Annotated in this window: 18 protein-coding genes; 10 read left to right on the top strand and 8 right to left on the bottom strand. The window is 60.1% G+C overall.

Going from position 1 to position 26,256, the window contains the following annotated elements:
• Window positions 1-4: 4 nt before the first annotated feature.
• The 3 genes from OIL77_03745 to OIL77_03735 form a co-directional block, all read right to left on the bottom strand.
• Window positions 5-1,015: a DUF3662 and FHA domain-containing protein gene (locus tag OIL77_03745; protein ID HJI44531.1), complete on the bottom strand. Its 1,011-nt coding sequence runs from the start codon at window positions 1,013-1,015 to the stop codon at window positions 5-7.
• Complete coding sequence (locus OIL77_03740; protein ID HJI44530.1) at window positions 1,012-2,865, bottom strand: serine/threonine protein kinase; 1,854 nt, start codon at window positions 2,863-2,865, stop codon at window positions 1,012-1,014. The genes OIL77_03745 and OIL77_03740 overlap by 4 nt, the downstream gene beginning before the upstream one ends.
• A gap of 144 nt (window positions 2,866-3,009) precedes the next feature.
• Window positions 3,010-3,726, bottom strand: a complete 717-nt coding sequence (locus OIL77_03735) for a hypothetical protein (protein HJI44529.1) — start codon at window positions 3,724-3,726, stop codon at window positions 3,010-3,012.
• Window positions 3,727-3,841: 115 nt separating this feature from the next.
• Between OIL77_03735 and dnaX the strand changes: the two genes are divergently transcribed.
• Complete coding sequence (gene dnaX / locus OIL77_03730; GenBank protein HJI44528.1) at window positions 3,842-6,340, top strand: DNA polymerase III subunit gamma/tau; 2,499 nt, start codon at window positions 3,842-3,844, stop codon at window positions 6,338-6,340.
• Window positions 6,341-6,361: 21 nt separating this feature from the next.
• On the opposite strand, the gene OIL77_03725 is transcribed toward dnaX, so the two are convergent.
• The gene (locus OIL77_03725) at window positions 6,362-6,835 is read right to left on the bottom strand and encodes a hypothetical protein (GenBank protein ID HJI44527.1); all 474 of its coding nucleotides are present in this window, start codon (window positions 6,833-6,835) and stop codon (window positions 6,362-6,364) included.
• Between the two features lie 339 nt (window positions 6,836-7,174).
• Here OIL77_03725 and OIL77_03720 point away from each other — a divergent pair, with 339 nt between their 5' ends.
• The 6 genes from OIL77_03720 to OIL77_03695 all read left to right on the top strand — a co-directional run bounded on the left by OIL77_03720 (window position 7,175) and on the right by OIL77_03695 (window position 14,957).
• Entirely contained in the window at window positions 7,175-7,495 is a 321-nt protein-coding gene (locus OIL77_03720) for a YbaB/EbfC family nucleoid-associated protein (protein HJI44526.1), read from the top strand.
• Window positions 7,496-7,508: 13 nt separating this feature from the next.
• Complete coding sequence (gene recR / locus OIL77_03715) at window positions 7,509-8,105, top strand: recombination mediator RecR (GenBank protein HJI44525.1); 597 nt, start codon at window positions 7,509-7,511, stop codon at window positions 8,103-8,105.
• 245 nt (window positions 8,106-8,350) lie between these two features.
• Entirely contained in the window at window positions 8,351-9,256 is a 906-nt protein-coding gene (locus OIL77_03710) for a hypothetical protein (GenBank protein HJI44524.1), read from the top strand.
• A complete protein-coding gene (locus tag OIL77_03705; GenBank protein HJI44523.1) occupies window positions 9,256-11,097 on the top strand; it encodes a hypothetical protein in 1,842 nt (613 codons plus the stop codon). Before OIL77_03710 ends, OIL77_03705 begins: the two co-directional genes overlap by 1 nt.
• A 3-nt stretch (window positions 11,098-11,100) precedes the next feature.
• A complete protein-coding gene (locus OIL77_03700; GenBank protein ID HJI44522.1) occupies window positions 11,101-12,039 on the top strand; it encodes an FHA domain-containing protein in 939 nt (312 codons plus the stop codon).
• A gap of 1,265 nt (window positions 12,040-13,304) precedes the next feature.
• Entirely contained in the window at window positions 13,305-14,957 is a 1,653-nt protein-coding gene (locus OIL77_03695; GenBank protein ID HJI44521.1) for an ABC transporter ATP-binding protein/permease, read from the top strand.
• 886 nt (window positions 14,958-15,843) lie between these two features.
• Here the strand turns inward: OIL77_03695 and OIL77_03690 are convergent.
• The 3 genes from OIL77_03690 to OIL77_03680 form a co-directional block, all read right to left on the bottom strand.
• Window positions 15,844-16,023: a hypothetical protein gene (locus tag OIL77_03690; protein HJI44520.1), complete on the bottom strand. Its 180-nt coding sequence runs from the start codon at window positions 16,021-16,023 to the stop codon at window positions 15,844-15,846.
• A 30-nt stretch (window positions 16,024-16,053) separates the two neighbouring features.
• Window positions 16,054-16,257: a hypothetical protein gene (locus OIL77_03685; GenBank protein HJI44519.1), complete on the bottom strand. Its 204-nt coding sequence runs from the start codon at window positions 16,255-16,257 to the stop codon at window positions 16,054-16,056.
• A gap of 169 nt (window positions 16,258-16,426) precedes the next feature.
• Window positions 16,427-17,785, bottom strand: a complete 1,359-nt coding sequence (locus tag OIL77_03680) for an SPASM domain-containing protein (GenBank protein HJI44518.1) — start codon at window positions 17,783-17,785, stop codon at window positions 16,427-16,429.
• A 516-nt stretch (window positions 17,786-18,301) separates the two neighbouring features.
• On the opposite strand from OIL77_03680, the gene OIL77_03675 reads away from it, so the two are divergent.
• Complete coding sequence (locus OIL77_03675; GenBank protein HJI44517.1) at window positions 18,302-18,775, top strand: FHA domain-containing protein; 474 nt, start codon at window positions 18,302-18,304, stop codon at window positions 18,773-18,775.
• Between the two features lie 345 nt (window positions 18,776-19,120).
• Here the strand turns inward: OIL77_03675 and OIL77_03670 are convergent, their stop codons facing one another.
• Window positions 19,121-20,422 carry an IS30 family transposase gene (locus tag OIL77_03670; GenBank protein HJI44516.1) on the bottom strand — a complete coding sequence of 434 codons (1,302 nt, stop codon included), beginning with the start codon at window positions 20,420-20,422 and terminating at the stop codon, window positions 19,121-19,123.
• A 464-nt stretch (window positions 20,423-20,886) separates the two neighbouring features.
• Between OIL77_03670 and nifJ the strand changes: the two genes are divergently transcribed.
• Together nifJ and arcC are read left to right on the top strand one after the other, a co-directional pair.
• Window positions 20,887-24,426: a pyruvate:ferredoxin (flavodoxin) oxidoreductase gene (gene nifJ / locus OIL77_03665; GenBank protein ID HJI44515.1), complete on the top strand. Its 3,540-nt coding sequence runs from the start codon at window positions 20,887-20,889 to the stop codon at window positions 24,424-24,426.
• A 655-nt stretch (window positions 24,427-25,081) separates the two neighbouring features.
• Entirely contained in the window at window positions 25,082-26,044 is a 963-nt protein-coding gene (gene arcC, locus OIL77_03660) for a carbamate kinase (protein HJI44514.1), read from the top strand.
• The last annotated feature ends 212 nt before the right edge of the window (window positions 26,045-26,256 follow it).

Below are 26,256 nucleotides of genomic sequence, written 5' to 3'. Positions count from 1 at the left end.
GCGACTATCCCCTAAATTCAAAGGTGCTCAGGCCAAACGTCAGCAGATCGCCGTTGCGCAGCGGGCAGCGCGTGATGCGGCGGTTGTTGACGAGCGTGCCGTTGGTGGAATTGAGGTCCTCGATCGACCAGTCCGAACCGGTAAAGGTGAGCTGGGCGTGGCGGCGCGACACGTTGGGGTCGCGCAGGGCGATGTCCGAAACCGAACGCTCGCGACCGATGGTCACCTGCGCGGAAGTGATGCTGTGGCTCTCGCCGCTCACGACATCGACGAGCTGGGCGAGCGGGCGCTGCGGGGCGCGGGTGCTCGCCATGTTGGAGGCAATACCGGCCGCGGCGCCAAGGCCCACGGCGGCACCGGTCGCGGCGGCTCCGCCCATACCGGCGAGGGCGTCACGAGAGACGGTCTGCGGCACGGGGATGGGCGCGGCGGCGGGGTCGGGGGCGTTGGGCGCAAAGGGATCGGCCACGGCGAGCGGGTCGGGAGCGGCGGCACGGGGCGTCGGCTGCTGGGGCATGGCGGCGGGGTGCTGTTGCTGCGGAGCTGCGAATTGCTGCTTGCCGGCGCGGGGAGCGCTGGCGGCGCGGCTTGCGGCAGAGTTGTTCTGGCCCAGGCCATTCTGGTAGGCACGCTCTTCCTCGTACAGACGACCGAGCGTGGGGGCGTCGACGTTCTCGGCAAAGACCGAGAACTTACCGGCACGCAGCTGCGGGTCGATCATAAAGCGAACGAGGGGCTCGCCGACAAACACATAGCGGCGCTTTTCGGCCTGTGCCTTCACAAACTCGCGGACTTCGCGTGAAAGCTCGGGGTAGAACGGGGCGAGCATGGGATCGTCGTCGGCGGCGATCAGGATGGTATAGAGTGCCGGCGCGGTGTTGACGCCGTTGATCACCAGAGTCTGATCCTCCATGTCGCGAGCGGCCTGCTTGGCAAGCTTCTTAAAGGAGAACGGGGCACGGGTGGCACCGAAGATGCCGGCCACGTGGTCCTCGAAGATGTTCAGGAAGTTCACGAAAGATCACTCTCCGTATAGGTTCTTTGGTATCCGAGCAAATATAGGCATATCCCAACGATTATAGAGGATAGGGTTCCCGCAACCGCCGCCTTGACGACGACCGCGGCCGCAAGGCTGGCAATTTCCATATGGTGTGCAAGACAGAGCGACGCCGCGGTGCCTATTCCGCAGCCGGCGATGGCAGCGATTGCAGCCAGGTTCGAGCCCTGCTCGGCACGCCTGGCATGGGCGTTGAGCAGCAGAGATGTCAGTGCAGCTGTCGCCGCGACAAGCACAACGGCAGCCCAGAAGAGCATGTCTCCCAGCGCCGCGGCAACATTGCCGAGCCCCAGCACGCCTCCGGCGGAAAGCGCAACCGTAGCCAGGCGGCCAAAAAGTGCGCCCATCCCCGTGGCGGCCGCGGCGCTTGCCGGGTCGAGCCAAAAGGCAGCGATGCCGGCGGCGACCCCGGCGGCAAGGAGGGCGTCGCCCGTTAGACAGCCAAGTGCCACCGCGCAGGTGAGCGCGGCGCTCGCGGCAGCCTCGGTGCGGCCCCAGGCGATCCACCAACCGGACATGGTGGCGGCAAAGAGCACCGCGACGGGTAGCATCGACAGGATGCCCTGCGTCTGCATGGTGGCGTTGGCCATAAGTACCAAAAAGCCCACGGCCGAGATGGCCGAGCCAATTTGCGGGGCCAGGCCGGCGGCCGCCCCAATTGCGATGGCCGCGGCAATAAGTCCGGGAAGCGCCGCGACGCCAGCCGTCTGCATGATCAAAAAGCTAAAGGCACCGCACGTTAGCGCCGAGATGGCGCGCATGGTGTAATCGCGCGCGTGGCTCCAGCGCGTGCCGGCCCAGCCGAGTGCGGGGTCGACCTCGATGGTGTCGTCCTCATAGGGTAACGATTCGATATCGTCTGCCGCGCGCTCGTCATCCGACAGCTCGCCCACCATCTGCTCCAGGCTGCGACGGCCCTCGCGCACGCTGCCCAAGCCGGCGAGCAGCTGGTCGCAAAATGCCTCGATGCTGTTGGGGCGGTCTTGCGGCATGGGGGAGAGGGCGCTCATGAGCGCAGCCTCGGCTCCCGGGGGAAAGTGCGGGATGAGCTCGCTGGGGTAGGTGGCACCGCCGATGATACGGCCGAGCGAGTCGCCGGGCGTGGCGGCCATAAAGGGGGCGCTGCCGCACAGGCCCTCGTAGATCACGCAGGCGAGGGCAAAGACATCGGCGCGCTCGTCGACTGTGCCGGTCTCGATATCGAGCTGCTCGGGTGGCATGTAGCCGATGGTGCCGCCGCGCGAGCCGCCAAAGCCGCCGGCAGACGACAGTCGCGCCATGCCAAAGTCGGTGAGCTTTACGTTGCCCGAGTGGTCGATGAGCACGTTGGCGGGCTTAATATCCAGGTGGAGCACGCCGTTGCTATGGGCGAAGGTGAGCGCCTGGCCCAGCGCGTCGGCAATTGCCGCGGCCTCGTCAAAGGTGAGCGAATGGCCGTCCACGCGATGCAAAAAGTCGGCGAGCGACATGCCGTCGACATATTCCATGACGAGGTAGGCATAGGCGGTATCGTGCGTAAAGTCGATAACCTGCACGATATTGGGATGTTGAAGCATGGCGGCGGTGTGTGCCTCGCGCAGGACATCCATGATGTCGCTGGCGGGCATGCCGGCGCCGTTGATAAGGGGGATGCGCTTAATGGCGACGCGGCGGCGCAGGTGCGTGTCGCGGCAGATCTCGATGGAGCCAAAACCGCCGGTCGCAAGTGTCTCGAGCGGCTGGTACCGCTTGAGCAGCTCGCGAGAGCTGGTGCCCTCCAAAGGAACGTCCGGCGAGAACCGGGCGGTATGTTGCGGGAAAAGCGGCATGGCCAACCCTCGTGCGTTTAAAGTTCGTTTGCGAGCGGCGGGCGCGGGGCCGAGCCATTCGCGGTGGCATAGATGCTGCTAGTGTAGCACGCTCGGGCGGATGGCGAGGATAACGGGATGCGAGGCTGCCTGTCTGTCTTGGCCTTAGCGCTTCTTCTTGTTCTTCTTCTGCTTGCGCTGCTTGCCCTTGGTCTCCTGGGGCTTGTCGCCCTGCTTGGCCTCGGCGGCGGCCTTTTCAGCCTTCATCTTCTTGCGTTTGGTCTCGATGCGGAGTTTTTTGTTGATGCGCGCCTTAAGGAAGGTGCCAAACTGCTCGGCATCGCCGCGGACAAAGGTGTCCTTAGGGATCGTCACGCCCTGGTCGGCGAACATGGCCACAAAGATGCGCTCGCCGTCGAGCACGTGGTCGAGCTTCTCAAACGGGAAAAACTGCGACTTGCCGCTCTTGCCCCAAACCATCAGGCCGTCCTCGTTGGCGGCGACGCGGCGATAGCGGCCACCCATGGACTCGTCGGCCTCGACGGAATCGATAAAGTCGCGGGCGAGGGTGTGGTGCAGGTTTTTGCTCCACCAGGCCAAAAAGGCGCCGAACACGATCAACACGACGCCAAACTTGATCCAGTTGCCGCCGGCCACCAGCATGCCGATGCCGATGAGCGCGGCAATTGCCGCGGCGACATACAGCGAGCCGCGACGCCTGGGCGAGGCGACCAGGCGGGCGAAGTCGGTGACCAGGTCGTTTTCGTACTGGTACTCGTTGAGGTACAGGATGCCGTCATCGGCTGCGGCCTGCTCCTCGAGCGCGACCTCGACCTGGTCGGCTGCTTCGGAGGGAACGAGGTTGCTCTCTGCGTCTGCCATGCTCTTTGGACTCCTATCGCGGCGGGCTCGCCGTACGGGTTATTATGAATGCAGTATGCCGTGCGACCGCATGGCCGTCGCGGCAACAAGACTCAGTATACCCGGGGGAGCACCCATGGAATCGTTGTACCGAAAGTATCGCCCGCTCACCTTCGACTCCGTGGTGGGCCAGCAGCATATCGTCTCGACGCTCGAGCACGCCATCACCGAGGGACGCCTGTCCCACGCGTACCTGTTCTGCGGACCGCGCGGCACGGGCAAGACCACCATGGCGCGCATTCTGGCCAAGGCGCTGCTGTGCCGTAATGCCGAGGCAGCGCGCGCCGAGGGTGCAAGCGGCTGCATGCCCGACGGTACTTGCGAGGAGTGCGAGCTCATTGCCGAGGGCAACCACCCGGATGTCTACGAGCTCGATGCCGCAAGCCGCACGGGCGTGGACAATGTGCGCGAGGAGATCATCAACTCCGTCAACTTTGCCCCGGTGCGCGGCAAGTACAAGATCTATATCATCGACGAGGTCCACATGCTCACGACGGCGGCGTTCAACGCGCTGCTCAAGACGCTTGAAGAGCCGCCGGCACACGTGATCTTTGTGCTGTGCACCACCGACCCGCAAAAGATTCTGGAGACCATCCTCTCACGCTGCCAGCGTTTCGATTTCCATCGCATCGGCAACGAGGATATCGAGCATCGCCTGGCATACGTGTGCGAGCAGGAGGGCTTCGATTACGACGACGAGGCGCTGGCTATCGTGGCGCGCCATGCAAAGGGCGGCATGCGCGACGCGTTGTCCACGCTGGAGCAGCTGAGCGTCTTTGGCAACGGTTCTGTGCATGCGGACGACGCCCGCTCGCTTTTAGGCGAGGTTTCGGACCAGATTCTGGGCGAGTTTTCCCGCGCCATTGCCGATCGCGATGTTGCCGAGCTGTATGGGCTTATTCGCGCGCAGGTCGAGGAAGGTAACGATCTGCTGGAGCTGACGCGCGACCTGGTGGCGCACGCGCGCGACGTGTATGTTGCCTGCGTTACCGGTGCCCGTGCCGAGTTGTTTGAGGGCGGCTCCGAGCAGGCCGAGGCGCTTGCTGCCGAGGCCGCTGCCTTTGGCGAGCATCCTGCCGACCGCCTGGCTCGTGTGCTGACAGTGCTCGACGATGCCGCACTGGAGATGAGGGGCGCGAGCGACGTGCGCCTGGTGCTCGAGATTGCCTGCACGCGTCTGGCGCGTCCCGAGGCTGATTTAACGATTGAGGCATTGGCCGAGCGCGTGGCACGCCTGGAGGCCATGGTTGCCAACGCCGCCGTGCCGGCGAGCGTGGCTGCTGCTCAGGCCGCCGCGCCTGCAGCATCCGTACCCGCTGCTGCCCAACAGCCGACGCTCATTTCGGGCGCCCGCGCTGCCGCCCCGGCGGCATCCGCTGCCCCCGCTGCTACGTCCGCGCGCCAGGGCGGTATGCCTTGGGACCGTGGTGCTGCTGTTCCGGCTGCCCAGCCTTCGCCCCGTTCTGCGTCCGTGTCAGCTTCCAAGCCTGCAGCGCCTGCACCTCAGCCTGCGCCTGCACCTCAGCCTGCGCCGGCTCCGACGCCTCAGCCCGTTGCGGCCCCCGCGCCTGCCATAGCTCCGGCACCTAAGCCCCAGTCCAACAATGCCGCCCAGGTTGCCGTCGCCGGTGCTGCCGAGACGCCCGCGGTCGAGGATGCCGGAGAGCTGCAGCGCAAATGGGCCGAGGTTGTCGAGCGTGTCAAGGCACGTCAGGCTTCCTACGCAGGGCTTTTGCTCAACGCCCGCGCCACGGCCGACGACGGCTCCAAGCTCACGGTCTCGTTCCCCGCGGGTTCGACTTTTGCCATTAAGATGCTCGGTCGCGCCGATACGCAGTCGGTGGTCCTGCCGACGGTCTGCGCGGTCTTCGGTCGTCGTACCGTCGACTATGTCCTGGATGGGGGTGGCACGCCGGCTCCTCAACATGAGGAGCATTCTCCATCTGCACGGGCTGCGGCATCTGCGGACCCGCAACCCGTGTCCTCGGCGGCCCCTGTATCCTCGAGCGCCAGCGCGCCGCAGCAGCAAACGGCACCGGTAGCGGCATCGACCCCGTCGGCGCCTAAGCCCGCGGCGCCCAAACCGGCTGCTCCGACACCCGCGCCCAAGCCCGTCTCGCCCGCGCCCAAGTCGTCTGACCTGGGCAAAGCCCCCTGGCTACGCTCCGACAACCCCGCCGGTGCTCCTGCCACGGGTAAGCTCCCGACCGAGCCCGCACCCCGTGCGCCCGAGCGCTCGGCTGCCCCCAAGGCTCAGCCTGTCGCGCAGTCCGCGCCGTGGGAATCCGAGCAGGTACCCTACGACGACGCCATGGTCGGCGGCTTTGCTGCCGATGCTGGCGGGGACGATCTTCCTCCGTTCGACGTGCCGGGTGCGACGCCCGCGCCCAAGTCCGCTGTAGCTGCCCCCAAAGAGGAGGACGCTTCTGCAGCTCCCTGGGAGTCCAACCCCGGCGCCGGCAGCCCCTTCGGCCACCAGGGCGCAGCCCCGAGCATCCCGCAGACCGAGGACGAGGCCAAAGACCTCATCCGCAGCGTCTTTGGCCAGGCCACCATCTTCAAGCCGGTGGAGTAGCTGCGCAGGCGGGTATACTGCTCAAGAAGAGGACCCCTTGTCCGGGCGCATCTGTATTTCGGACATGTGTAGTGTGGTGCCGCGTATGTCGCATTTGAGCAGACAGGTGCGTGACGGTCGGCCTAGGATGCTGAGGTCGATACGATACGTCGCATGGCTGTCCGTGTACTCGACTTGCTCGGCGTTAATGGTTGCTCCGATTGCCAAATAAACGCCTAGCTCGGCATCGACAATCTTGAAGTCCTTTATCTTGACCTTGAACTCTTGATAGAGGGACGGGCTGTTGTAGTAGACGGTTCGGGTTCCGTCGGTGCACTCATCGGTCGTCTCCCATTTGACGACGGGCTGGTCCGAGCTGGCTATCAGCAGTTCTGCTCCAAAAGCTATGGCATGGGTGATGACAACCAGCAATGCCCAGCCGACAAAGAGATAGAGAACCACATATGCAACGGGGTGTTTTGAGCGGATGTTTTGGAGCGCGTTGGGGGCATTCATGGGGCACCTCCAAATTACTATCTATGGCAATCAAATTATACCCTGCCGCCATGTGCGCCGCCTCGAGCAGCGGTTCGGCATTTAGCTATTTAGTGGCGCACATGAAATGCCGGATTCGGCTCTACTAGATTGAGTGTGCGATATTATGCAACCTTGCATAATTCGACCTTGCATAATCTTTGAGTGCGGTTTGTATTGGAGGACATGTATATCGACTGAGGTAACACGTCCGCCCCGCTCTCTCGCCGCGCGCCGTGGTACGATTTTTGAGTTTGAAAGTCCCGCCGTGCTCCGGCTGCCCTTGCAGCTCGGCGTGCGGCCGCACGTAAAGGAGCCATCATGGCCGGTATGAACATGCAGCAGATGATGAAGCAGGCTCGCAAGATGCAGGAGCAGCTTGCCGCCGCGCAGGAGAACCTCAAGTCCCAGACCGTCGACGCCTCTGCCGGCGGCGGCATGGTCAAGGTGACCGTTAACGGCGAGATGGAGCTCGTCAACCTCACCATCGATCCCGATGCGCTCGATCCCGAGGACGTCGATATGCTGCAGGATATGATCATGGCTGCCGTCAACGAGGCCGTCCGCGGCGTCAACGAGCTCGCCAACAAGCAGATGGGCGCCATCACCGGCGGCCTCAACATCCCGGGCATGCCGTTCTAAGACACGCATATATATGAGTGCCAACCACAGTCTGCAAAAACTGCTCGATGAGCTGGGCCGTCTGCCGGGCATTGGTCCCAAGTCGGCCCAGCGCATCGCCTATTACCTGTTGGAGGCCGACGCCGAGGAGGCGCGCCGCCTGGCCGAGGCCATCCTGGAGGTCAAGCAGGAGGTCCACTTTTGCAGCCGCTGCTTTAACTACGCCACGGCCGACGAGTGCTCCATCTGCCAGGACCCGATGCGCGATACCACTCGCATTTGCGTGGTGGGCGAGCCGCGCGATGTCCAGGCGATCGAGCGCACGGGCAGCTACCACGGCCTCTACCACGTATTGGGCGGCGTGATCAGTCCCATGGACAAGATTGGCCCCGAGCAGCTGCACATTCGAGAGCTGCTGGCACGCTTGGGCCACGAGGACATCCACGAGGTCATCATCGCCACCAACCCCAACATCGAGGGCGAGACCACGGCGAGCTACCTGGCCCGCACTATCAAGCCGCTGGGCGTCGAGGTATCGCGTCTGGCAAGCGGCCTTCCCGTGGGCGGCGACCTGGAGTATGCCGACGAGCTTACGCTTGGGCGCGCCATCGAGGCCCGTCGCACGATTTAGGTGGCGAGCCTGCTCCTGCCGTATGTTTTCCTCGCGATGCACGGGGTAGTCATAATTTCCCCGTGCGACTGTGAGTTTGTTGTGCAACAAAGATGCTTCGTATCCGCTTATCGCATGGATGCTTCCGCTCGCATCCTTAATTTGCCCATTCGTTGCGCAACCTTTTGGGTTCGCTGATACACTCAAATATGGATTCGAATGAATGCGCCGCTCCCGAGCGGCGTGTTTTTGTTGGAGGAGAACGCATGCGGCCCGGTGGCACTCAGATAAAGCGCGGCGCCGCGGTGCGCATGCGACGCCGACTGGGCTTGGCACCGCGGGCGTACGCACTGCTGTCGTGCTCGCTGGTGCTGGTCATAGCTGGCGTTTCTGCCTATGGCATGACCGTGCCGTCCATGATGCAGGCGCATGCCGCACGCGAGCCGCGCGTGGGGCATGAGGTCAAAAGCGATCTGGGCACCACGACTGGATATGCTTGGGCAAGTGTGGTCGGGCATATTGTGTTTGGCACCGACGATGCGGACGGCGCCGAGGCCCCGGACAACGAAGTCACGCTTGCCAATGGCAAAACCATCGTGCTCACCAACACCAAGATCATCGATCGATTGTCCAACAATAGCGTGGCGGCAACGGTGAATAAGGTCGAGCAGCAAAAGGAGCAGGACGCCCAGCAGTCCGGAAAGCCCGGTAGCTCGGATACTTCTGGCTCCGGCTCGGATTCATCGAGTTCGGGCGGCGGCTCTGGGTCGGGTTCCTCTACCGGAGGGCCTGGAAACGGCGGCTCGACGGGCGGCAACACTGACAACGATGCAAACTCCGGCGGCCTTTCCGCTGCTGAGGAAGAGAGCATTCACAGTTGGCTTGTGACCAAGTACAACATGCTCGACGGCTATGTTTCTCGTGCCAATGACGTGGTCTCGACCTATAACTCTACGGGAGATCCCAGGCCGTGCGACAGCCTGGTCGGGGAGATGTTTGTCATTCGAGCCGAGTTCGGTCGTCAGACATTCTCGCCCCGGTCAAGGTGGTATCAGCAGTATGCCAATCTGTGGGGCTGTTACACCAACCTATGTCAATGGGTCGGCCATTACGGCGATGATGACGTCGCGCTCGGTAACTTCAACAATAACGTGGCGGCGCTTGCCCTATGATGACCGATCTTGCATCCACCACACCACAATCGCTCGGTCGCGATCCCATGGTCGGCCTGCGCCTGGCGCGTGTCGACGGGTTTGAGCCGGCCATTGCGCTCGGTCAGGACGAACTGCCTACCTATCTGCGTCGTTTTACGATGCTGTTTGCCGACGATGCCACCATGCGCCGTGGCGGTATCGGCCGCGTGACGCGTGCCGTCAACGCCCAAGGCGAGGCAGTGGCACTCAAGCAGCTCATCTTGCCGACGCGCGATGAGTTTGATGACGATGCCGCTCACGAGGCGCTGGTCGCCAAGTTCAAGGCGGCGTTTCGCGAGGAATACGAATGCCATCGCGCCCTTTCGGGCCTTAAGGGCTTTCCCCGCCTCTATGGCTGGGGCGAGGTCGACGGTGTGCCTGCAATTGTCATGGAATGGGTCGAGGGCGAGACACTTGCCCGCTTGCGTTCGCGACTCGCCGTGGACGATGCCGGACGCCTGTCGCCGCTTGTGGCGGCGCGTCTGGGTCGCGACCTGTTCGATCTGCTCTGCCGTATGAGCCTGGTGGGCGAGGGCTTTGTCCATCGCGATATCTCGCCCGCTAATATTATGGTGCGTACGGCGCGTCTGCCGCTTGATCGGCAGCTTGCCGAGGGCACCTTTAACCTGTGCCTGATCGACTTTGGCTCGTCGCTGGCGCTCGAGCCTGCGTCGGCCGTGGCCGGTACCGGCGGCAAGGCGTCGTTTACGGAGCGTTATGCCACGCTGCGTCGCGCGACGGTTGCCTATGCCCCGCCCGAGATGCTCACCGACGATATTCCCGACCTGCGCGCTTTGCGTATGTCGCCGGCGATTGACGTCTATGCCGCGGCAAGCACGGTTTACGAGCTCATTGTCGGCGTCGCACCATACGAAGCCGCGCCGAGCACTTCGGGCACCTCGGGTTCGCGCAAAAAGACGCGCGACATCGCGAGCCCCTACCGTCTCAAGATGGACACGCGGCCCGACTATCCCATTGGTGCCCATGCGCCCGGTTGCGATTTGACTCAGCTGCTTCGTCGTGAGCCCGATGTGGCGCTCGCCGCGGCCGAGCAGGCCCAGCAGCTGGGGCTTGAGCCGGATTCCGAAGAGCTACGCGATGCGCTGGCGTTTGTCGATGCCCAGCTGTTCGACGTGGTGATGACCTGTCTGTCCAGCCATCAAAAAGATCGTCCCGAGCCGGCGGCGGTCGAGGCGGCGCTCTCGGCGTTTTGTGACCACTATGCGCAAAATGTCGGTCGTTCGCTTCGCGGCGAGCCGCTCACGCCGTGCCCCATGGATGCGTCTGGCCGCGCGGTTCGTCGCGCGGCGATGATCGGTGCGGCGGTCGTTTGCAGCGTGGTTTGGGCTGTGGTCGTGGTTTCGGCAGCGCTGCTGGCGTCGGGCGCTCGCGTGACGGCGACTTTGGGATCGCTCGTGTGGTCTGGATCGCTACCGGGTATTATTGCCGCACTGGCGTTGGCGCTGCCAGGCATAGCCGGCGTTGCCGCGGGGGCACTTGCGCGCGATCGGCGCTCGGGGTTCCTGCAGGGTGTGCTTGCGCTTTCTGCCTGCGAGGTTCCGGTGCTGGTTGTGGCTGCATGTAGCGTATTTTCCCAACGCGCCGTGACGGGCGGCCTTGTTGCCGCTCTGGTTGCAACCTATACGCTTACGTGGTTTTTGCTTGCGATGGGCTTTGCCTTTGAACTTCCCGTTTCGGCACCGCGACGCACAAAAGCCCAGATGGCGACTCCGCTTGCCGGTGGAGCCGCAGCTGCCCGTACTTTTGGCGGACCTGTCGAAGTATCGTCCGATTCTATTTCTACGACCAAGGAGGCCTAGGTCATGGCATCTCAAGTTGAGCTCACCCCATGCGGGGCCATGTTTGACATCTTTAAGCGCGCGGCGCATCTGAGCCATATCGAGCTGTGCGGCTTGGTGCTTTCGTCCCGTCCGCTCGCCGACGGCCGCAGCCCGCAGAGCCGAGCCGCCGATCGCTCTTGGGTTTCCCGCTTTATCGTTCGCGCGCCGGTCGGCACGCTTCAGCATCGCTACTTTGCCGAATACGGTACCTCGGCTGCGCGTATTATGTCGCAACTGGCCCTGCGCCAGCGAAATCCCATGGACTCCACGGCTGTGATCAATATGGTGTGCGGTCCTGCAGGTGAACCGATGGTACGCGCGCTCGAAGAGTGCCACCAGGACACGAATCTCTATCGCAACGCGCTCGATCGCCTGTCCCAGGCGGCGGAACTCATGCCCGCCGAGCGCGCCGAGGCCGTGCTGGTGCTGTTTGTCGCCGTCGGTTGTTCGGCGGATGTGCGGTCCTCGGTGAACTATGCCATCGACTACGCGCACGCGACCTGTGGCGGAGGCACCTCCACGCCGCGTTCGCTTGGCATGTCGATGACCGCGGGCGAACGCGAACCCGCCCCGGCGCACCCCTTGGGCTTGCTGCGCGTACAAAACAGTTTTGTCGTGAGCGCCCCGCGCTGGATTCAGCCGAGCGAGCAGGGTGTTGAGATTGGCGCGCTGGCCACTGGTGAGGGCGATATTACCGACGTCGGCGACGATGTCTCGGCCCGCCATGCTCATATCTGGTGCGATGCTCAAAATATCTGGCACGTCGAGGACTTGTCGTCCACCAACGGAACCGTGGTGGTAAACGGGGCCACGCGCGTCTGCATTCAGGTCGAGCCCGGCCGTTCCGCCCAACTCAATCCCGGCGACGAGCTCAAGCTCGGCGAATCCACTACCTACGCCATCCTCTTCGGTGCTCTCTAGCCGGCAGATAGGGACGTTTCTTTTCTGCCGGCACTTGGGGACACTCCTCGGCGCGCCAGAGCCAGTCGCCCGGGGATGGAGGGGCCATTTTGGCCCTTGGCGGTCAGTCGGGGCGAAACTAGAAGATCTTTCCGATTCGCGGCTGTTCATGCTTGTAGAGCATCTAAAACAATAGGATGTTATTCTGGAATATGCCGGGTGCGTGAACTTGCCTGTCTTAGCCCTAATAAGGTATAGGGGAGTTTGGCTCAGGGGTTCCGTCTTGTTCTTCAGCGCAGTATTGTGGGACAGATTTGCTGAGATTGGCGCCTTACACCGCAGAGCGCACGGAAGGCTCTCGATTTGTGTTCTGGCCCCAGAATACAGGGCCTGATACTTACCAACTGTGGCATGGATGTAACATCTGTAGAAATCAACCCTTTTGTTGTCGACCTTTGTAAGAAAAACACTGCCATCAACTCTTTGGATGACGAAACTAGGGTGCTTGAGGGGAGCCTTTACTCCCCTCTGAGAGATGACTCATGTTTTTCGCTTGTCGTTGTGAATCCTCCGTTACTGCCGATTCCGGATGAGATTCCTTATCCCTTCGTTTGAGATGGAGGACAATCGGGTCTGGATAAAACACTTCGTATTCTTAAGGGTGGCGATACGCATTTAGAGAAAAACGGTAAATACTGCTAATAGGGGTGACGACGATGGTGCAGGGGCGACCCGCGATGCTCTCATCAATACGTCGGATACTTGGGAAATCAGGTCTAGATGCATGTATGATGATGCTGTGTGGCTATTCAATTAATCCGCGTTCCGAATGGGTGCAGGGTATAGCTGCGACATCGTATGCTTTTGACCCGGCGCGATACTCAGATATTTCTGAGGCGGTTGACGAAGTTTATACGCACTATGCCGCGCAAGGCGTTTCGGAAGTTTGCACATCTACGTTACGGGCTTAGGTTTCTTCAAGCGAGCAGGCCGGTTGCGTTATTTCGAGCGATTTTTCTAGTCTAGACGACAAAAGGCAAAGGATTTGATGGGTATAAAACGCGGACGTTTGTGGGCGGATGCTCAAATCTATTGTGGCAATCGGGCGGTTGAAAAAGATATTTCAACCGCCCGATTGCCAGGTTCGTCGGAGGAGATGTCCGATTCCGACTCTCTTGTAGGAAGAGCTTGAGATCGTATTGGCCCAAGGCAATCTTAAAGCAGTCTCATTGGCAAATCTTCGCTCCTGTTGTGTTGAGGTGTAAGGTATCAGTGATTGATGTTTTGTGGCGGGTAGATTGGGGCCTTCCTTGATTCGATGCGTTCTCTCGAGGTTCATCAGAGCAAAAGGGGCTTTCGTCTTCATTGCTATCACGGTGATTGGAACCGCTCTCTCCTATGCCATGCCATACGTGAACGGGAAATTCTTAGATTTTCTTCTCGGTAACCGCAGCGAAAGAGACGCCGTACTCTTCGCGCTCCTGGTTGCGTCAATAGGAGTTTTCTCCACCCTCTTTACTTATTTTGCAGGAACACTTTCCATTCGCATAACCACGAGACTTTCCTTTGATCTTCTCAGGGAGGCCGTCTTGCGTTTTGAAAGAGACGATTACTTGGTGAGTCGGACCATCGATCCAGCCTATACAACGCAACGGATTATTTCCGACTCCAGCGTGGTCTCATCCTTCGTTTTGGCGAATTTTATCAGTGCGCCGCTGTCCATTGTAGCCATTCCCATCGTATTGCTTATCATATGGTCAATTGATTCAACTCTCGCGGTGTTTTCCATCATTCTCCTCATCGTGTATTTCTGTGTAATTACTGGGTTGAGGAAACTTTTGTATAGGGTCACGTATGAGAAGAAAGAGGCGGACAGCGCCTTTTACGCCGCAATTGCATCGCAGCTTAATCAGATTCTCAACATTCAACTGACATCTTCGTACGGCAAGAGCGAACAAGCGCTCGACGCTGGGTTTAAGAGCTATTTTCCCAAAGTTTTGCGCTCCGGAAAGCTATCATATTCTCTGACATCGCTCGATGGTCTTTTCGCAGCGTTGTTTCAAGCGGTGATACTTGTTGTTTCCGGAGTACGAATCATTAACGGAACTATGTCAATAGGCGAGTACACTATCATCGGTACATACTTCGCGGTTCTCTTTAAGACTTTGAAAAGTATGATGTCATTGTTCAAATCCTATCAAGATGCCAAAGCATCATGGGATAGGACGGCTATCGCGACGAGAGAAAAGGAGAGATCGGGGTGGAATCGGACCGATTTAGCTAAACTCGATGAAATAAATGACATTTCGGTATCTGATTTGGAATTCTCGGTTGCCCTTCCAGACGGATCTGTCCGAGAGGTCCTCGGCGGGTTTTCTTTCAAGTTTTCCGGTCCTGGTACATATTGCATAGTTGGGGAAAACGGAAGAGGCAAGACGTCACTTCTTTACTTGATGCTCGGGCTATACTCATCGAAAGGCAAAGTAAAATACAACGGCGTGCCAATCGAAGAATGCGACTTGGATTACATACGTGCGAGAGAGATATCGTGCTGCCCACAGTCGTGCTTCGCGCCGGACGAAACGGTGAAAGAGCTGTTAGAGTATTTCGACACGCCCTTTTCTTCCTATCACCGGGGTGTAGATGGCCTACTTTCGCTGGAAAACAGCGTGAAGGAGTTGCTCGGGAAGCGTTGCTCCGCGCTTTCGGGCGGTGAGCTGCGCCGAGTGTACTTATGGTCGGCGATTTCACGCAAGTCGTCAGTTTTGGTACTCGACGAGCCCACGACTGGGTTAGACGCTGTAAGCCGCGCCGAGCTTGCGGCCTATGTTAAGCGCAACAAGCAAAGCCAGCTGATCATCGTTGTCTCTCACGATGACGAGATGGTCGGCGCGGTAGAAGGGGTAGTGGATTTAGGCAGCATGTACCAGGGTAAATGATGACAAGTGTAGTGCTACCCAACTGGCAGAGATAACAAAAAGGCGATGCAGATGCACGTAGCATTCAGGCGGTTCGGACTCGGTGCCTTCACGCCATCGCAACGCTTTCAGATATAGTTCTCGTTCTCTTACTAAAGGAAACTTTAGTCTACGTCATCTTGTCGAGACAGAGGTGAAGCGAAGTGTTGTCGCGACGTATCTTATTCCAGGTGGCTCAGTATCAGCGTGAGAATCGCACCAAAGTGTACTTACGATTCTCGTGTCCCACGGACAACATGAGCTGAGCATTGAGGTTCCACCCTTTGCTGCAACTACACGGGGTTGGACGGCAATGAATATGCCGGGCCGCATACCACGCGCAGCGGGGGTCCATGTCCCAGTATGTTGCCTACAGCAGCCTCGATGTCCACGCACACATCATCTCTGCCTTCGCGTTCAATCCATTTGCCGGAGAGTGCGAGGGTTGCCAGGCCGTAGAATTCGAGCCGAACAAATGAAATGCGGTATCAGCGCATAGGATTAAACTGACGATTGCTTTGCACTGAGAATACGCTTGGAAAGCCGCTATGGGTGGCGGCCCGGGTTAAATAGAGAAGCCCGTCCGATCACTTTCATGTGGCGAACGGTCGGGCTTCTTATTCCACTTGCCAATGCTCGGCTCATATTGGAAGAAAGCTACGCTAATGTTTGCGTGACACTCCTATTTTCTCCGAAGAAAGAGTCGGATAATGAAGAATAGAATTAAAAAAGGTGCCAGATATAACGCAAGTATAAAGGCTAATCCAACGAGACCTTGCAATAATGGCATAACTCCTCCCAGACACGAGATTTTGGTATTTGTTCCCATCTTATTCTGATTTGGACCAAGTAGTTCCTAGCCACAAAACTACTCGTCAACTGGATCGCACCAATCTGCTGGCAAAACACAGCTTGATTCTTTATCGACATAGCACCAATCCGCAACAGGGCACTCGGCGATGTCGTAAAAATTGCATATATCAACTCCAAGACAACAAGGCTCAACGGGAGGATGTTCATTTGAACCAACAGGATGGATATGCTTCATAACAGCTCCTCACCTTAATCCAATTAGAGACTACGTTTGATCAATGCCACAGTGATCTACAACGCAGATGCTGCCGCCATCCATGTCATAGTCGCAGTAATCGTATGCACCACAGCCATCTGCTTTATCATAAACAGTACAGATGTCAGTAATGCCCAAGAGGCAGTCAAAAGACATCGGCTTCACGCCTGCCTCGTTGCCACTTCCTGGATTAATCGGATGAATATGCTTCACGACTACCTCCCTTTGAGTGCAGAAAAACCTCAATATTGTGTATAACAAACCAAGATGTCTAGTTCACCATATTTCTAGAATGGTTTCGGCGAACGTAGCAATAAGCTTCGCAGACGGTAATCAGAAGAACGAACACCTCCACAATGGTGACAGCAATGCGCTGAACCGCTTATTCCGATACAGTAGCTTCTCGTTGATTTTTCTCCTGCGAAGATGAGTGGCGGGAAATAAGGTCAAAAGCCATCTCGTAGCACATTTTTCTATATTCACATGATGCAGGGTGTAGACTCTTGGGCAAGTAGCCGTGCTCGTCTGCAGCCTCCCAGCTACAGCCCCCACCACAGAAAGACCGAGCCCAACAGTCCGTACAGTCAATTCTTTTTTCGACACCCTGACTCCAGTTTTCAATATACCTAGTTTCGTCAATTCCGGTGACGATGTTGCCCATTTTGAATCGCATCATCCCGACAAACCTGTGACAGGGGTATACGTCCCCTTCGGGAGTCACGGAAATAAAACGCCTGCCAGCCCCGCATCCGACAAAGGCGATCCTGTTGCTCATAATCAAATCAACTGCAGTTTTCAATGTTCTAAACAAGGGCTTTTCCCTTTGATCAATCTGTTTGAGATATTGATCCGCCAAATCTATTAGGCCCGCCCTGATTTTGTTTAATGAGTGTTCGTCGAGTTTGATATTCTCATCGAATGAGCTCACGGGCGAGAAGTAAATCCTTCTGAAGCCCATCTCTTTAAACTGAAGATAGTCTTCAACAAGGTTACAGTTATTATTTGTTAAGGTCGCTCTTGCGCCGAAGGGGAACGACTCGGAAAAACGACGAACGTTTTTGTCGATATCGGAGAAAGAGCCGCCTCCCGTCTTGTACGGGCGCGATGCATCGTGCTTGCATCCTGTACCATCGAGACTAATCAGAACAGAAAACCCGTGCTCCTTGAAAGAATTCACAGCAGTGTCATTCAAAAGCGTTCCGTTGGTCGTAATAGAATAGGTAAAGTTTCTATTGGGGTATATTCTTTTTGAATAGTCGACCGTTTTCCATATCAGCGGCTCGTTAATCATGGGTTCCCCACCAAAAAAGACGATCGCAAGCGTTTCGTTTTCCGATGAACTTGCGACGAGGTAGTCGACCGCCTTGAAGGCTATCTCGTCTGTCATCAGCAGAGGAGACGTTCCATAATCTCCTTTACCGGCAAAACAGTAACTACAACCAAGGTTGCATGCATGTGAAACGTGGAGTTCGATGGATCTGAGTTGTCGAGGCGTGTCTTTTGTTAAGAAAGTCCGCTCAGACAATCGTTGATACTCATCAATGTCGTCTTCAAGTTCTGCTATGGTCGTTTGGTCGTAGCCTTTCGCAGCAAGTGACTTTGTTAGCAACTTCGAGTTGACCGTTCTTCCCGATGCTTCAAATATGCGAAGCGCATCTTCTGATGCTTGGTCAACCTGAAAGCAATTGCGAGTGACCTCATCGAAGCAGTAACGACGATCACTTACTGAGAAAAAATGCATACGTTCCTCAATTTCATGCTGGACTGGCACTAACCTTGTTTATTGTTGCGCAGCTATAAAAAACCACCAGCGGGGATTCGGTGTGCGGCCCAATCGGACTCCCAAAAGGTTCTATTTGAGACTGGCAAGCTTTGTGTTGTTGGCACTTCGACAGCGCTCTTTATTCCAACATGGAGCCTCGCAGTTTGAGTCGACTTGCCTCTGGAAGGTCCGATCTTAACTTGATTTAGGATGAAAACAGATTACAGGCGCGCTCCTCTAGAAAGAAAGGAAACCAATCGCCGCCTTTCACCAGGAAAGTTTTTATAGCCCACCTCGAGCAAAATGAAAGATGCGAGAGCGATTGGGGAACAACGCGAATCTCCCCTTTTGGGTGGGAGCGAGCCTTCAGCCACCGGCGAACGACTCGCCCTGGTCAGAATCTGGAAGTGGTGCCGGGCCGCTTGGGCCTCCCCGGTGACTTCGTGGGGCTTACCTGCCTGACGTCGAGGAGTACATCCGCAAGATTCGTTCCCTATGCCGTTTGCTCTCACGCCCGCCTTAGTTCCAAGTCGGGCGAGCCGCCGCGCTCATGCGACCCGTGGCGGCGACACGTCGACGCCGCGCTCGCTGAGCACATCTTCGGTCGCGGGCGAGCACGAGGTCGCGCCGGCGCATCCGCTGGGACTGCTGTGCGTGCAAAACGGCTACGTGGTGAGCGTCCCGCGCTGGATTCAGCCGAGTGAGGAAGGCGTTGAGATCGGCGCGCTGGCAACGGGGGAGGGCGGCATCACCGACGACGTCTCGGCCCGCCATGCCCATATCTGGTGCGACGAGTCTGGCGCATGGTTTGTCGAGGACCTGTCGTCCACTAACGGCACCGTGGTGGTAAACGGGGCCACGAGTGTGTGTATTCAAGTAGAGCCCGGCCGCTCCGCCCAGCTCAACCCCGGCGACGAGCTCAAACTCGGCGAATCCACCACCTACGCCATCCTGCTCGGCGCCCTCTAGCCGGCAGTTAGGGACGTTCCTTTCCTGCCGGTACTTGGGGACACTCCTTGGCGCGTCAGAGCCAGTCGTCCGGGGATGGAGGGACCATTCTGGCCTTTGGCGGTCACCCGAGGTAAACGGTTGATTTCCGATCTCAGCCGAACACATTAGGCGGACAGGCCGTTCCCGCAGCTACCCGAACGCCCCCGAGGCCCCTCGCGGGCCCCGGGGGCGGCATTTTCCCAGTTGAAGGAACGGTGGAGATGTGTTTCGATGGGTCCGGTGGCCATGCTCCGCCCTCCGTCCGGCGCCTCTTCCCAGACTCAGCCGGACGGTCGGTCCGCCTATTCCTTTTTTCCCTTCAGGCTAGGACAGCGGGGCATCGCCCCTCTCTGCGCGCGCCCTCTCGATGAGTCCCGGCGTCAGGTCGAGCTCGGCCAGAGGCACATCCTCCACGCCGTAGGCGTCAAGCAGCGCCGCCGCGTCGTCCCCGAGCATCGCCCTGAAGGCGCGCGCGGGCGTCGAGAAGCCGAGCGCGCCGCGGGGCTCGGAGTTCACGTGCGACATGGCGAGCGCCATGTCGGCCGGGGATAGCCGGTCGAACCTGAGCCCGGCGCCCTTGGGCAGCAGCTTCCTGATCTCGACGTGGTTGCGCTCGCAGGCGCCCTTCTGGTCGCTGCGGCGCGGGTCGCAGTAGAACAGCCTCGTCTCGCCGGGCCCCTCGCCGAGGAGCGCGGCGATCGCGCCCTCGTCGGAGAACTCGGCGCCGTTGTCGGTGAGCACGGCGCGGAACACGCGGCGCGTCCCGTCTGCGCCGAGGACCGCCCGGACGCCCTCCAGGGCGGCCGCGACGCACCCGGAGGTCTTCTCCCCGAGCAGGAGCGCCAGCTGGAGCCTGCTGGGGCGGTGGAGCAGCGTGAGCAGGCAGGCCGAGTCCTCCCGGGCGCCCTCGACGGTGTCCATCTCCCAGGCCGCGGCGCACGCGTCCTCCCCGAGGGCGAGGAACGCGGCATGCGACCTGCGGGCGGAGTGGCGCGTGGCCGCCCGCCCGGCGGCGCGCCTCCTCGGCCTGTAGCCGACCTTGCGCCTGAGCTCCATGTTGGTCATGCCGTCGTAGCCCGCCGCGACCCAGCGGTAGATGGTCGACGGCGACAGGTCCACCGGCCCTCCGTTGCATGCGGCCATCTGCTCGGGCGAGAGCCCCCGGCGCAGGCAGTCCCTGATGGCCTCCAGCCTGGCCGCCGCGGCCGGCTCGTCGGCGTCGATCCCGCGCCTGGACGAGACGAGCACCGAGTCCGCGCACAGCTGCGCGGCCCGGGCCTCGTAGAAGACGTGGGGGCGGCGCTTGCAGCCGATCGCGCGGTACCGGCCGCAGCCGTTGCAGCATCGCGGCCACGCGGCCAGGCGCGGGCAGGCCGCCGACAGGTCGGCGGAGGCGTCCACGCGCTCGCCGCGCCTGGGCTTCGGCGCCGTCACGAACCTGTGCGACGCCACCTCGGCGCTCACCGTCGAGGGCGACCTGCCCAGCTCCCTCGCGATCTCCCTGCACGAGGCCCCGCGCTCCAGCATCCTCTGGACCGTGTCCCGCTCGTGCCTCGTGAGCCTGCCGTAGGCCCTCGGGACCGCCCTCGCGGCGCCCTTCCCGCTCTTTCCGCTCTTTCCGGACATGACGTCCTCCGATCTCCCGGGGCCGGCCGATCCGGCCCTCAGGGTATCGGGTTCCCATATTCATCCGTACATGTACGGATGAATATGGGAGGTGTTCGGATGAAGTTGATATTCAAGGACCCGAGGTAAACCTTTACCGCCCGCCTATATTTGTCGAAATTACACTTAACGGCGGGGTACAATAAACCCGCATGCGGATTTCCGTTGCGGGCGCTTCCCATCGCCGGGGCGTGCCCGGGAGCATCCGGCATGCGGCCTTTGCGGCGCTCGGTCATGTGCAAGACGGGCGGTCGGGTCTGTGGGGCGCATCAGCTGTCCCTCGCCTCGGCATGTCTTCTCTCCACGCCACGTACCTGCTGCTGAGCCTGCCTGCCAGATGATTGGAAGCAACAGCGTAAATCCCATCACGCCAACATCCCGGCGATCGCCGGGGCCTGTATACCTATATGAGAGGAGAGGGGTATATGGCGCGTAAGTTTAAGTCTATGGACGGCAACGAGGCGGCCGCATATGTTTCGTATGCGTACACCGAGGTAGCGGGAATCTATCCCATTACGCCGTCCAGCCCGATGGCCGACCATGTCGACCAGTGGGCGGCCCAGGGTCGCAAGAACATCTTCGGCACCCCGGTCAAGGTCGTCGAGATGGAGTCCGAGGCAGGTGCAGCCGGTACCGTTCACGGTTCGCTGGGCGCCGGTGCTCTGACCACCACCTACACGGCTTCTCAGGGTCTGCTCCTGATGATCCCGAACATGTACAAGATCGCGGGCGAGCAGCTCCCGGGCGTCTTCCACGTCTCCGCGCGTTGCGTCGCTTCCCACGCCCTGAACATCTTCGGTGATCACTCCGACGTCATGGCCTGTCGCCAGACCGGCTTCGCCATGCTCGCCGAGGGCAACGTCCAGGAGGTCATGGACCTCTCGCCGGTGGCTCACCTTGCCGCCATCGAGGGCAAGACCCCGTTCCTTAACTTCTTCGATGGCTTCCGCACCAGCCACGAGATCCAGAAGGTCGCCATGTGGGACTACAAGGATCTGGCCGAGATGTGCGACATGGACGCCGTTCAGGCTTTCCGCGACCACGCGCTCAACCCTGAGCACCCGCACACCCGCGGTAGCCACGAGAACGGCGACATCTTCTTCCAGAACCGCGAGGCCTGCAACAAGGTCTACGACGAGCTTCCCGCCGTCGTCGAGGGCTACATGAAGAAGATCAACGAGAAGCTCGGCACCGATTACGGCCTGTTCAACTACTACGGCGCTCCCGATGCCGACCGCGTCGTCGTGTGCATGGGCTCCTTCTGCGACGTGCTCGAGGAAGTCATCGACTACCTCAACGCTCACGGCGAGAAGGTCGGCCTGGTCAAGGTTCGTCTGTTCCGTCCGTTCTCCATCAAGCACTTCGTCGACGTTCTCCCCGAGACCGTCCAGAAGATCGCCGTCATGGACCGTACCAAGGAGCCGGGTTCCATCGGCGAGCCGCTCTACCAGGACGTCGTCTCCGCTCTCTACGAGGCCGGCAAGACGGGCATCAAGGTCGTCGGCGGCCGTTATGGCCTGGGCAGCAAGGACACGCCTCCCGCGTCCGCGTTCGCTGTCTTCGAGGAGCTCAAGAAGGACGAGCCCAAGCGCGAGTTCACCATCGGCATTGTCGATGACGTGACCAACCTGAGCCTGCCCGAGGCCGAGGATGCGCCCAACACCGCAGCCCCCGGCACCATCGAGTGCAAGTTCTGGGGTCTGGGTGGCGACGGTACCGTCGGCGCCAACAAGAACTCGATCAAGATCATCGGCGACCACACCGACAAGTACGTCCAGGCCTACTTCCAGTACGACTCCAAGAAGACCGGCGGCGTCACCGTCTCGCACCTGCGCTTTGGTGATTCTCCGATCCGTTCGCCGTACTACGTGACCAAGGCCGACTTTGTCGCTTGCCACAACCCCAGCTACATCGTTAAGGGCTTCAAGATGGTCCGCGACGTCAAGCCGGGCGGCACCTTCCTGGTCAACTGCCAGTGGAGCGACGAGGAGTTCGCCGAGCACATGCCCGCCGTGGCCAAGCGCTACATCGCGAACAACAACGTCAACGTCTACCTGATCGACGCTATCGACCTGGCTGCCAAGGTCGGCATGGGCAAGCGCACCAACACGGTGCTCCAGTCCGCTTTCTTCGCGCTGGCCAAGGTCCTGCCCGCCGAGGACGCCCTGCAGTACATGAAGGACGCGGCCACCAAGTCCTACATGAAGAAGGGCCAGGCCATCGTCGACGCCAACCACAAGGCCATCGATGCCGGCGCTACCGCTTTCCGTAAGTTCGAGGTTCCGGCCGACTGGGCTACCGCCGAGGATGCCGCTCCCGTCGAGCTCTCCGAGGAGACCAAGTCCGCCATCGCCCAGCAGGTCAAGAACCTGCTCGAGCCCATCGATCGCATGGATGGCGACAGCCTGCCCGTTTCCGCCTTCGTCGGTTGCGCCGACGGCCAGTTTGAGCTGGGCGCCTCCGCATACGAGAAGCGCGGCGTCGCCGTGGTCGTTCCCCACTGGGACGAGACCAAGTGCATCCAGTGCAACCAGTGCGCCTATGTGTGCCCGCATGCCACCATCCGTCCGTTCGCGATGACCGAGGACGAGGCTGCCGCCGCGCCCGAGGCTACCCGCACGCTCGACGCCATGGGCCCCAAGGCCAAGGGCATGAAGTTCACTATGGCTGTGTCCCCGCTCGACTGCATGGGTTGCACCAACTGCGTCAAGGTCTGCCCCAAGGGCGCCCTCGAGATGGTTCCCACCGAGCAGGAGATGGACCAGCAGCCCGTTTGGGACTACATGGTCGAGAACGTCTCCGAGAAGAAGGAGCTCATCGCGGCCAACGTCAAGGGCAGCCAGTTCAAGCAGCCCTACCTGGAGTTCTCCGGCTCCTGCGCCGGCTGCGCCGAGACCGCCTATGCACGTCTGGTGACCCAGGTCGCCGGCGACCGCATGTTCATCTCCAACGCCACCGGCTGCTCCTCCATTTGGGGCAACCCCGCTGCCACCGCTCCTTACTGCAAGGACAAGGACGGTCACGGCCCGGCGTGGAACAACTCCCTGTTCGAGGACAATGCCGAGCACGGTCTGGGCATGGCCGTCGGTTATGAGGCCGTCCAGAAGAAGCTGATCGCCGCTACCCAGGACATCATCGCTGCCGATGGTCCGTCCGATGAGCTCAAGGCTGCCGGCCAGGCTTGGATCGACTCCGTCAACGACGCCGAGGCCTCCAAGACCGCTGCCGCCGCCTACGTTGCCGAGCTCGAGAAGTGCGGCTGCGACGCCTCCAAGGCGATCCTCGCCGACAAGGCTTACCTCACCAAGAAGTCCTTCTGGATCTTCGGCGGCGACGGCTGGGCCTATGACATCGGCTTCGGTGGCCTGGACCACGTCCTGGCTTCCGGCCACAACGTCAACGTCTTCGTCTTCGACACCGAGGTCTACTCCAACACCGGCGGTCAGGCCTCCAAGGCCTCGAACCTGGGTCAGGTCGCTCAGTTCGCCGCTGCCGGTAAGGTGACCAAGAAGAAGTCCCTGGCCGAGATCGCCATGAGCTACGGCTACGTCTACGTGGCGCAGGTCGCCATGGGCGCCAACCCGGCTCAGACCCTCAAGGCCATCCACGAGGCCGAGGCCTACGACGGCCCGTCCCTCATCATCGGCTACAGCCCCTGCGAGATGCACTCCATCAAGAAGGGCGGCATGCAGAACTGCCAGGCCGAGATGAAGAAGGCCGTCGAGTGCGGTTACTGGAACCTCTTCCGCTTCAACCCCGAGGCTGCTGCCGGCAAGAAGTTCTCGCTCGATTCCAAGGAGCCCGCGGGCGGTTATCAGGAGTTCCTGATGAACGAGGCCCGTTACGCTTCGCTGACGCGTTCCTTCCCCGAGCGCGCCGAGGAGCTCTTCAAGGAGAATGAGCAGGCCGCTATGGACCGCTATCAGCACCTGCTGAAGCTCAAGACGGTGTACAACGAGGCCTAAGTCTCCCACCGCAGGATCTGAGGGCTAACCTTCGCGGACGTCCTCGGACATGAAAGAACCCCCGCTGCGCACTACGTGCGGCGGGGGTTCTTTCGTCCTGCGGAGTGTCCGCGAAGGTCAGCCCTCAGATCCTGCTACGACTACGTCCTCAGATTGTGTGGGCGGATGAAGGACGTAGTTGGCCGGGTATTCCGTCCCTTTCGCTGTTTCGCGGCTTTGCCGCGAAACCTCGCGCCACTTTGGGGATGGATGGGGGACTTGGCTGTTGCCGCCTTTTCGGAGCGCTTCTTTATTCCTTTTGCTGGATGAAAAGCCCCTTGTTTTTGCAGGGGTGCATACTCGACTTATAAGTGCATAGAATCTCGTATAGCGCGAGTAAGATATTGCGCTGTCCGTTTTGTGTTTAGCAGAGATGTAGTTTGCATAATCCGACATAATCCTCGCTTCATTTAAATAAAGTCGCACGTAAATTACGTAGATATGTCTGAGCTGGAGTTCTGTACGCTGAGCGGACAAAAACGACCGTTCACCGTTCCGCTATTTTCAAAATGAATAAAATGAGCGATAAAGAGAATATAAACCTTAATAAACTCGCGTATCGCACGGACGCGGGTTATTAATGGGTTGTAGGCCTTTTACAGAAAGGATTCCAGCAATGTCTAAGCCTCTTGGCAAGCCCGATCGTATTGTCGTCGCCCTTGGCGGCAACGCCCTCGGCAACAACCCCGTCGAGCAGATCGAGGCCGTGAGCAACACCGCCCACGCTCTCCTCGGTCTCATCGAGCAGGGCAATGAGATCATCATCACCCACGGCAACGGCCCGCAGGTCGGCATGATCCAGAACGCCTTCGCCGCTGCCCACGATGCCATCGGTACCCCCGAGATGCCGCTGCCCGAGTGCGGCGCCATGTCCCAGGGCTACATTGGTTATCACCTGCAGCAGGGCATCGGCCGCGAGATGCACAAGCGCTATAAGCGTTGGCACGCCGCCACCGTCGTCACCCAGATCGAGTGCGATCCGGATGATCCCGCGTTCAAGAACCCGACCAAGCCGATCGGCCCCTTCTACACCGAGGAGCAGGCCAAGGAGTTCATGGCCGAGGATCCCTCCAAGGTCTTCGTCGAGGATTCCGGCCGCGGCTGGCGTCGCGTCGTCGCCTCCCCCGATCCCAAGAAGATCGTCGAGGCTGACTCCATCCTTAACCTGCTCGACAACGAGTTCATCGTCATCGCCTGCGGTGGCGGCGGCATCCCCGTCGTCCGCGACTACGAGAACAAGGGCTGCTACAAGGGAGTTCCCGCCGTCATCGACAAGGACCTGGGCGGCGAGCTGCTGGCCGAGGACTGCGACGCCGACGTTCTGTTCCTGCTGACTGCCGTTGAGCATGTCGCCATCAACTTTGGCAAGCCCAACCAGGAGGAGCTCGAGGACCTCACCGCCGACGAGGCCGAGCGCCTGGCCGACGAGGGCCAGTTCGGCAAGGGTTCCATGGAGCCCAAGGTCCGCGCTGCCATCAAGTTCGCCCGTTCCCGCAAGGGCCGCACCTGCATCATCGGTGCTCTGGACAAGGCCGCCGAGACCATGGCCGGTCTCTCCGGTACCCGCATCCACGAGTAGTCTCTACTCTGTTGCCTCTCTCGTGGGCGCCAGGCAAAGCGCCCACAAACTAGCCTCTCTTCATGAGCCCCGCAGTCCGCTCCGGCTGCGGGGCTTTTGCTATTCACCTAGTCATTGGGGACAAACCCGGCACTTGGGGACGGTCCTTTCCTGCCGGCAGCTTGGGACAGTCCTTAATAGTCATTGGGGACGTTCTTAAACGACTAGCCAAA

This window comes from Coriobacteriaceae bacterium, assembly GCA_025993015.1.
Lineage (GTDB): Bacteria > Actinomycetota > Coriobacteriia > Coriobacteriales > Coriobacteriaceae > Collinsella.
This window is presented reverse-complemented; position numbering and strand designations above follow the sequence as displayed.

Coding starts and splice junctions, on each gene's coding strand:
- nifJ (HJI44515.1), top strand. CDS start 20,887: ATGGCGCGTAAGTTTAAGTCTATGGACGGCAACGAGGCGGCCGCATAT.
- OIL77_03705 (HJI44523.1), top strand. CDS start 9,256: ATGACCGATCTTGCATCCACCACACCACAATCGCTCGGTCGCGATCCC.
- recR (HJI44525.1), top strand. CDS start 7,509: ATGAGTGCCAACCACAGTCTGCAAAAACTGCTCGATGAGCTGGGCCGT.
- OIL77_03740 (HJI44530.1), bottom strand. CDS start 2,865: ATGCCGCTTTTCCCGCAACATACCGCCCGGTTCTCGCCGGACGTTCCT.
- dnaX (HJI44528.1), top strand. CDS start 3,842: ATGGAATCGTTGTACCGAAAGTATCGCCCGCTCACCTTCGACTCCGTG.
- OIL77_03690 (HJI44520.1), bottom strand. CDS start 16,023: ATGAAGCATATCCATCCTGTTGGTTCAAATGAACATCCTCCCGTTGAG.
- OIL77_03670 (HJI44516.1), bottom strand. CDS start 20,422: ATGTCCGGAAAGAGCGGAAAGAGCGGGAAGGGCGCCGCGAGGGCGGTC.
- OIL77_03710 (HJI44524.1), top strand. CDS start 8,351: ATGCGGCCCGGTGGCACTCAGATAAAGCGCGGCGCCGCGGTGCGCATG.
- OIL77_03680 (HJI44518.1), bottom strand. CDS start 17,785: ATGCATTTTTTCTCAGTAAGTGATCGTCGTTACTGCTTCGATGAGGTC.
- OIL77_03720 (HJI44526.1), top strand. CDS start 7,175: ATGGCCGGTATGAACATGCAGCAGATGATGAAGCAGGCTCGCAAGATG.
- OIL77_03675 (HJI44517.1), top strand. CDS start 18,302: ATGCCGTTTGCTCTCACGCCCGCCTTAGTTCCAAGTCGGGCGAGCCGC.
- OIL77_03700 (HJI44522.1), top strand. CDS start 11,101: ATGGCATCTCAAGTTGAGCTCACCCCATGCGGGGCCATGTTTGACATC.
- arcC (HJI44514.1), top strand. CDS start 25,082: ATGTCTAAGCCTCTTGGCAAGCCCGATCGTATTGTCGTCGCCCTTGGC.
- OIL77_03735 (HJI44529.1), bottom strand. CDS start 3,726: ATGGCAGACGCAGAGAGCAACCTCGTTCCCTCCGAAGCAGCCGACCAG.
- OIL77_03725 (HJI44527.1), bottom strand. CDS start 6,835: ATGAATGCCCCCAACGCGCTCCAAAACATCCGCTCAAAACACCCCGTT.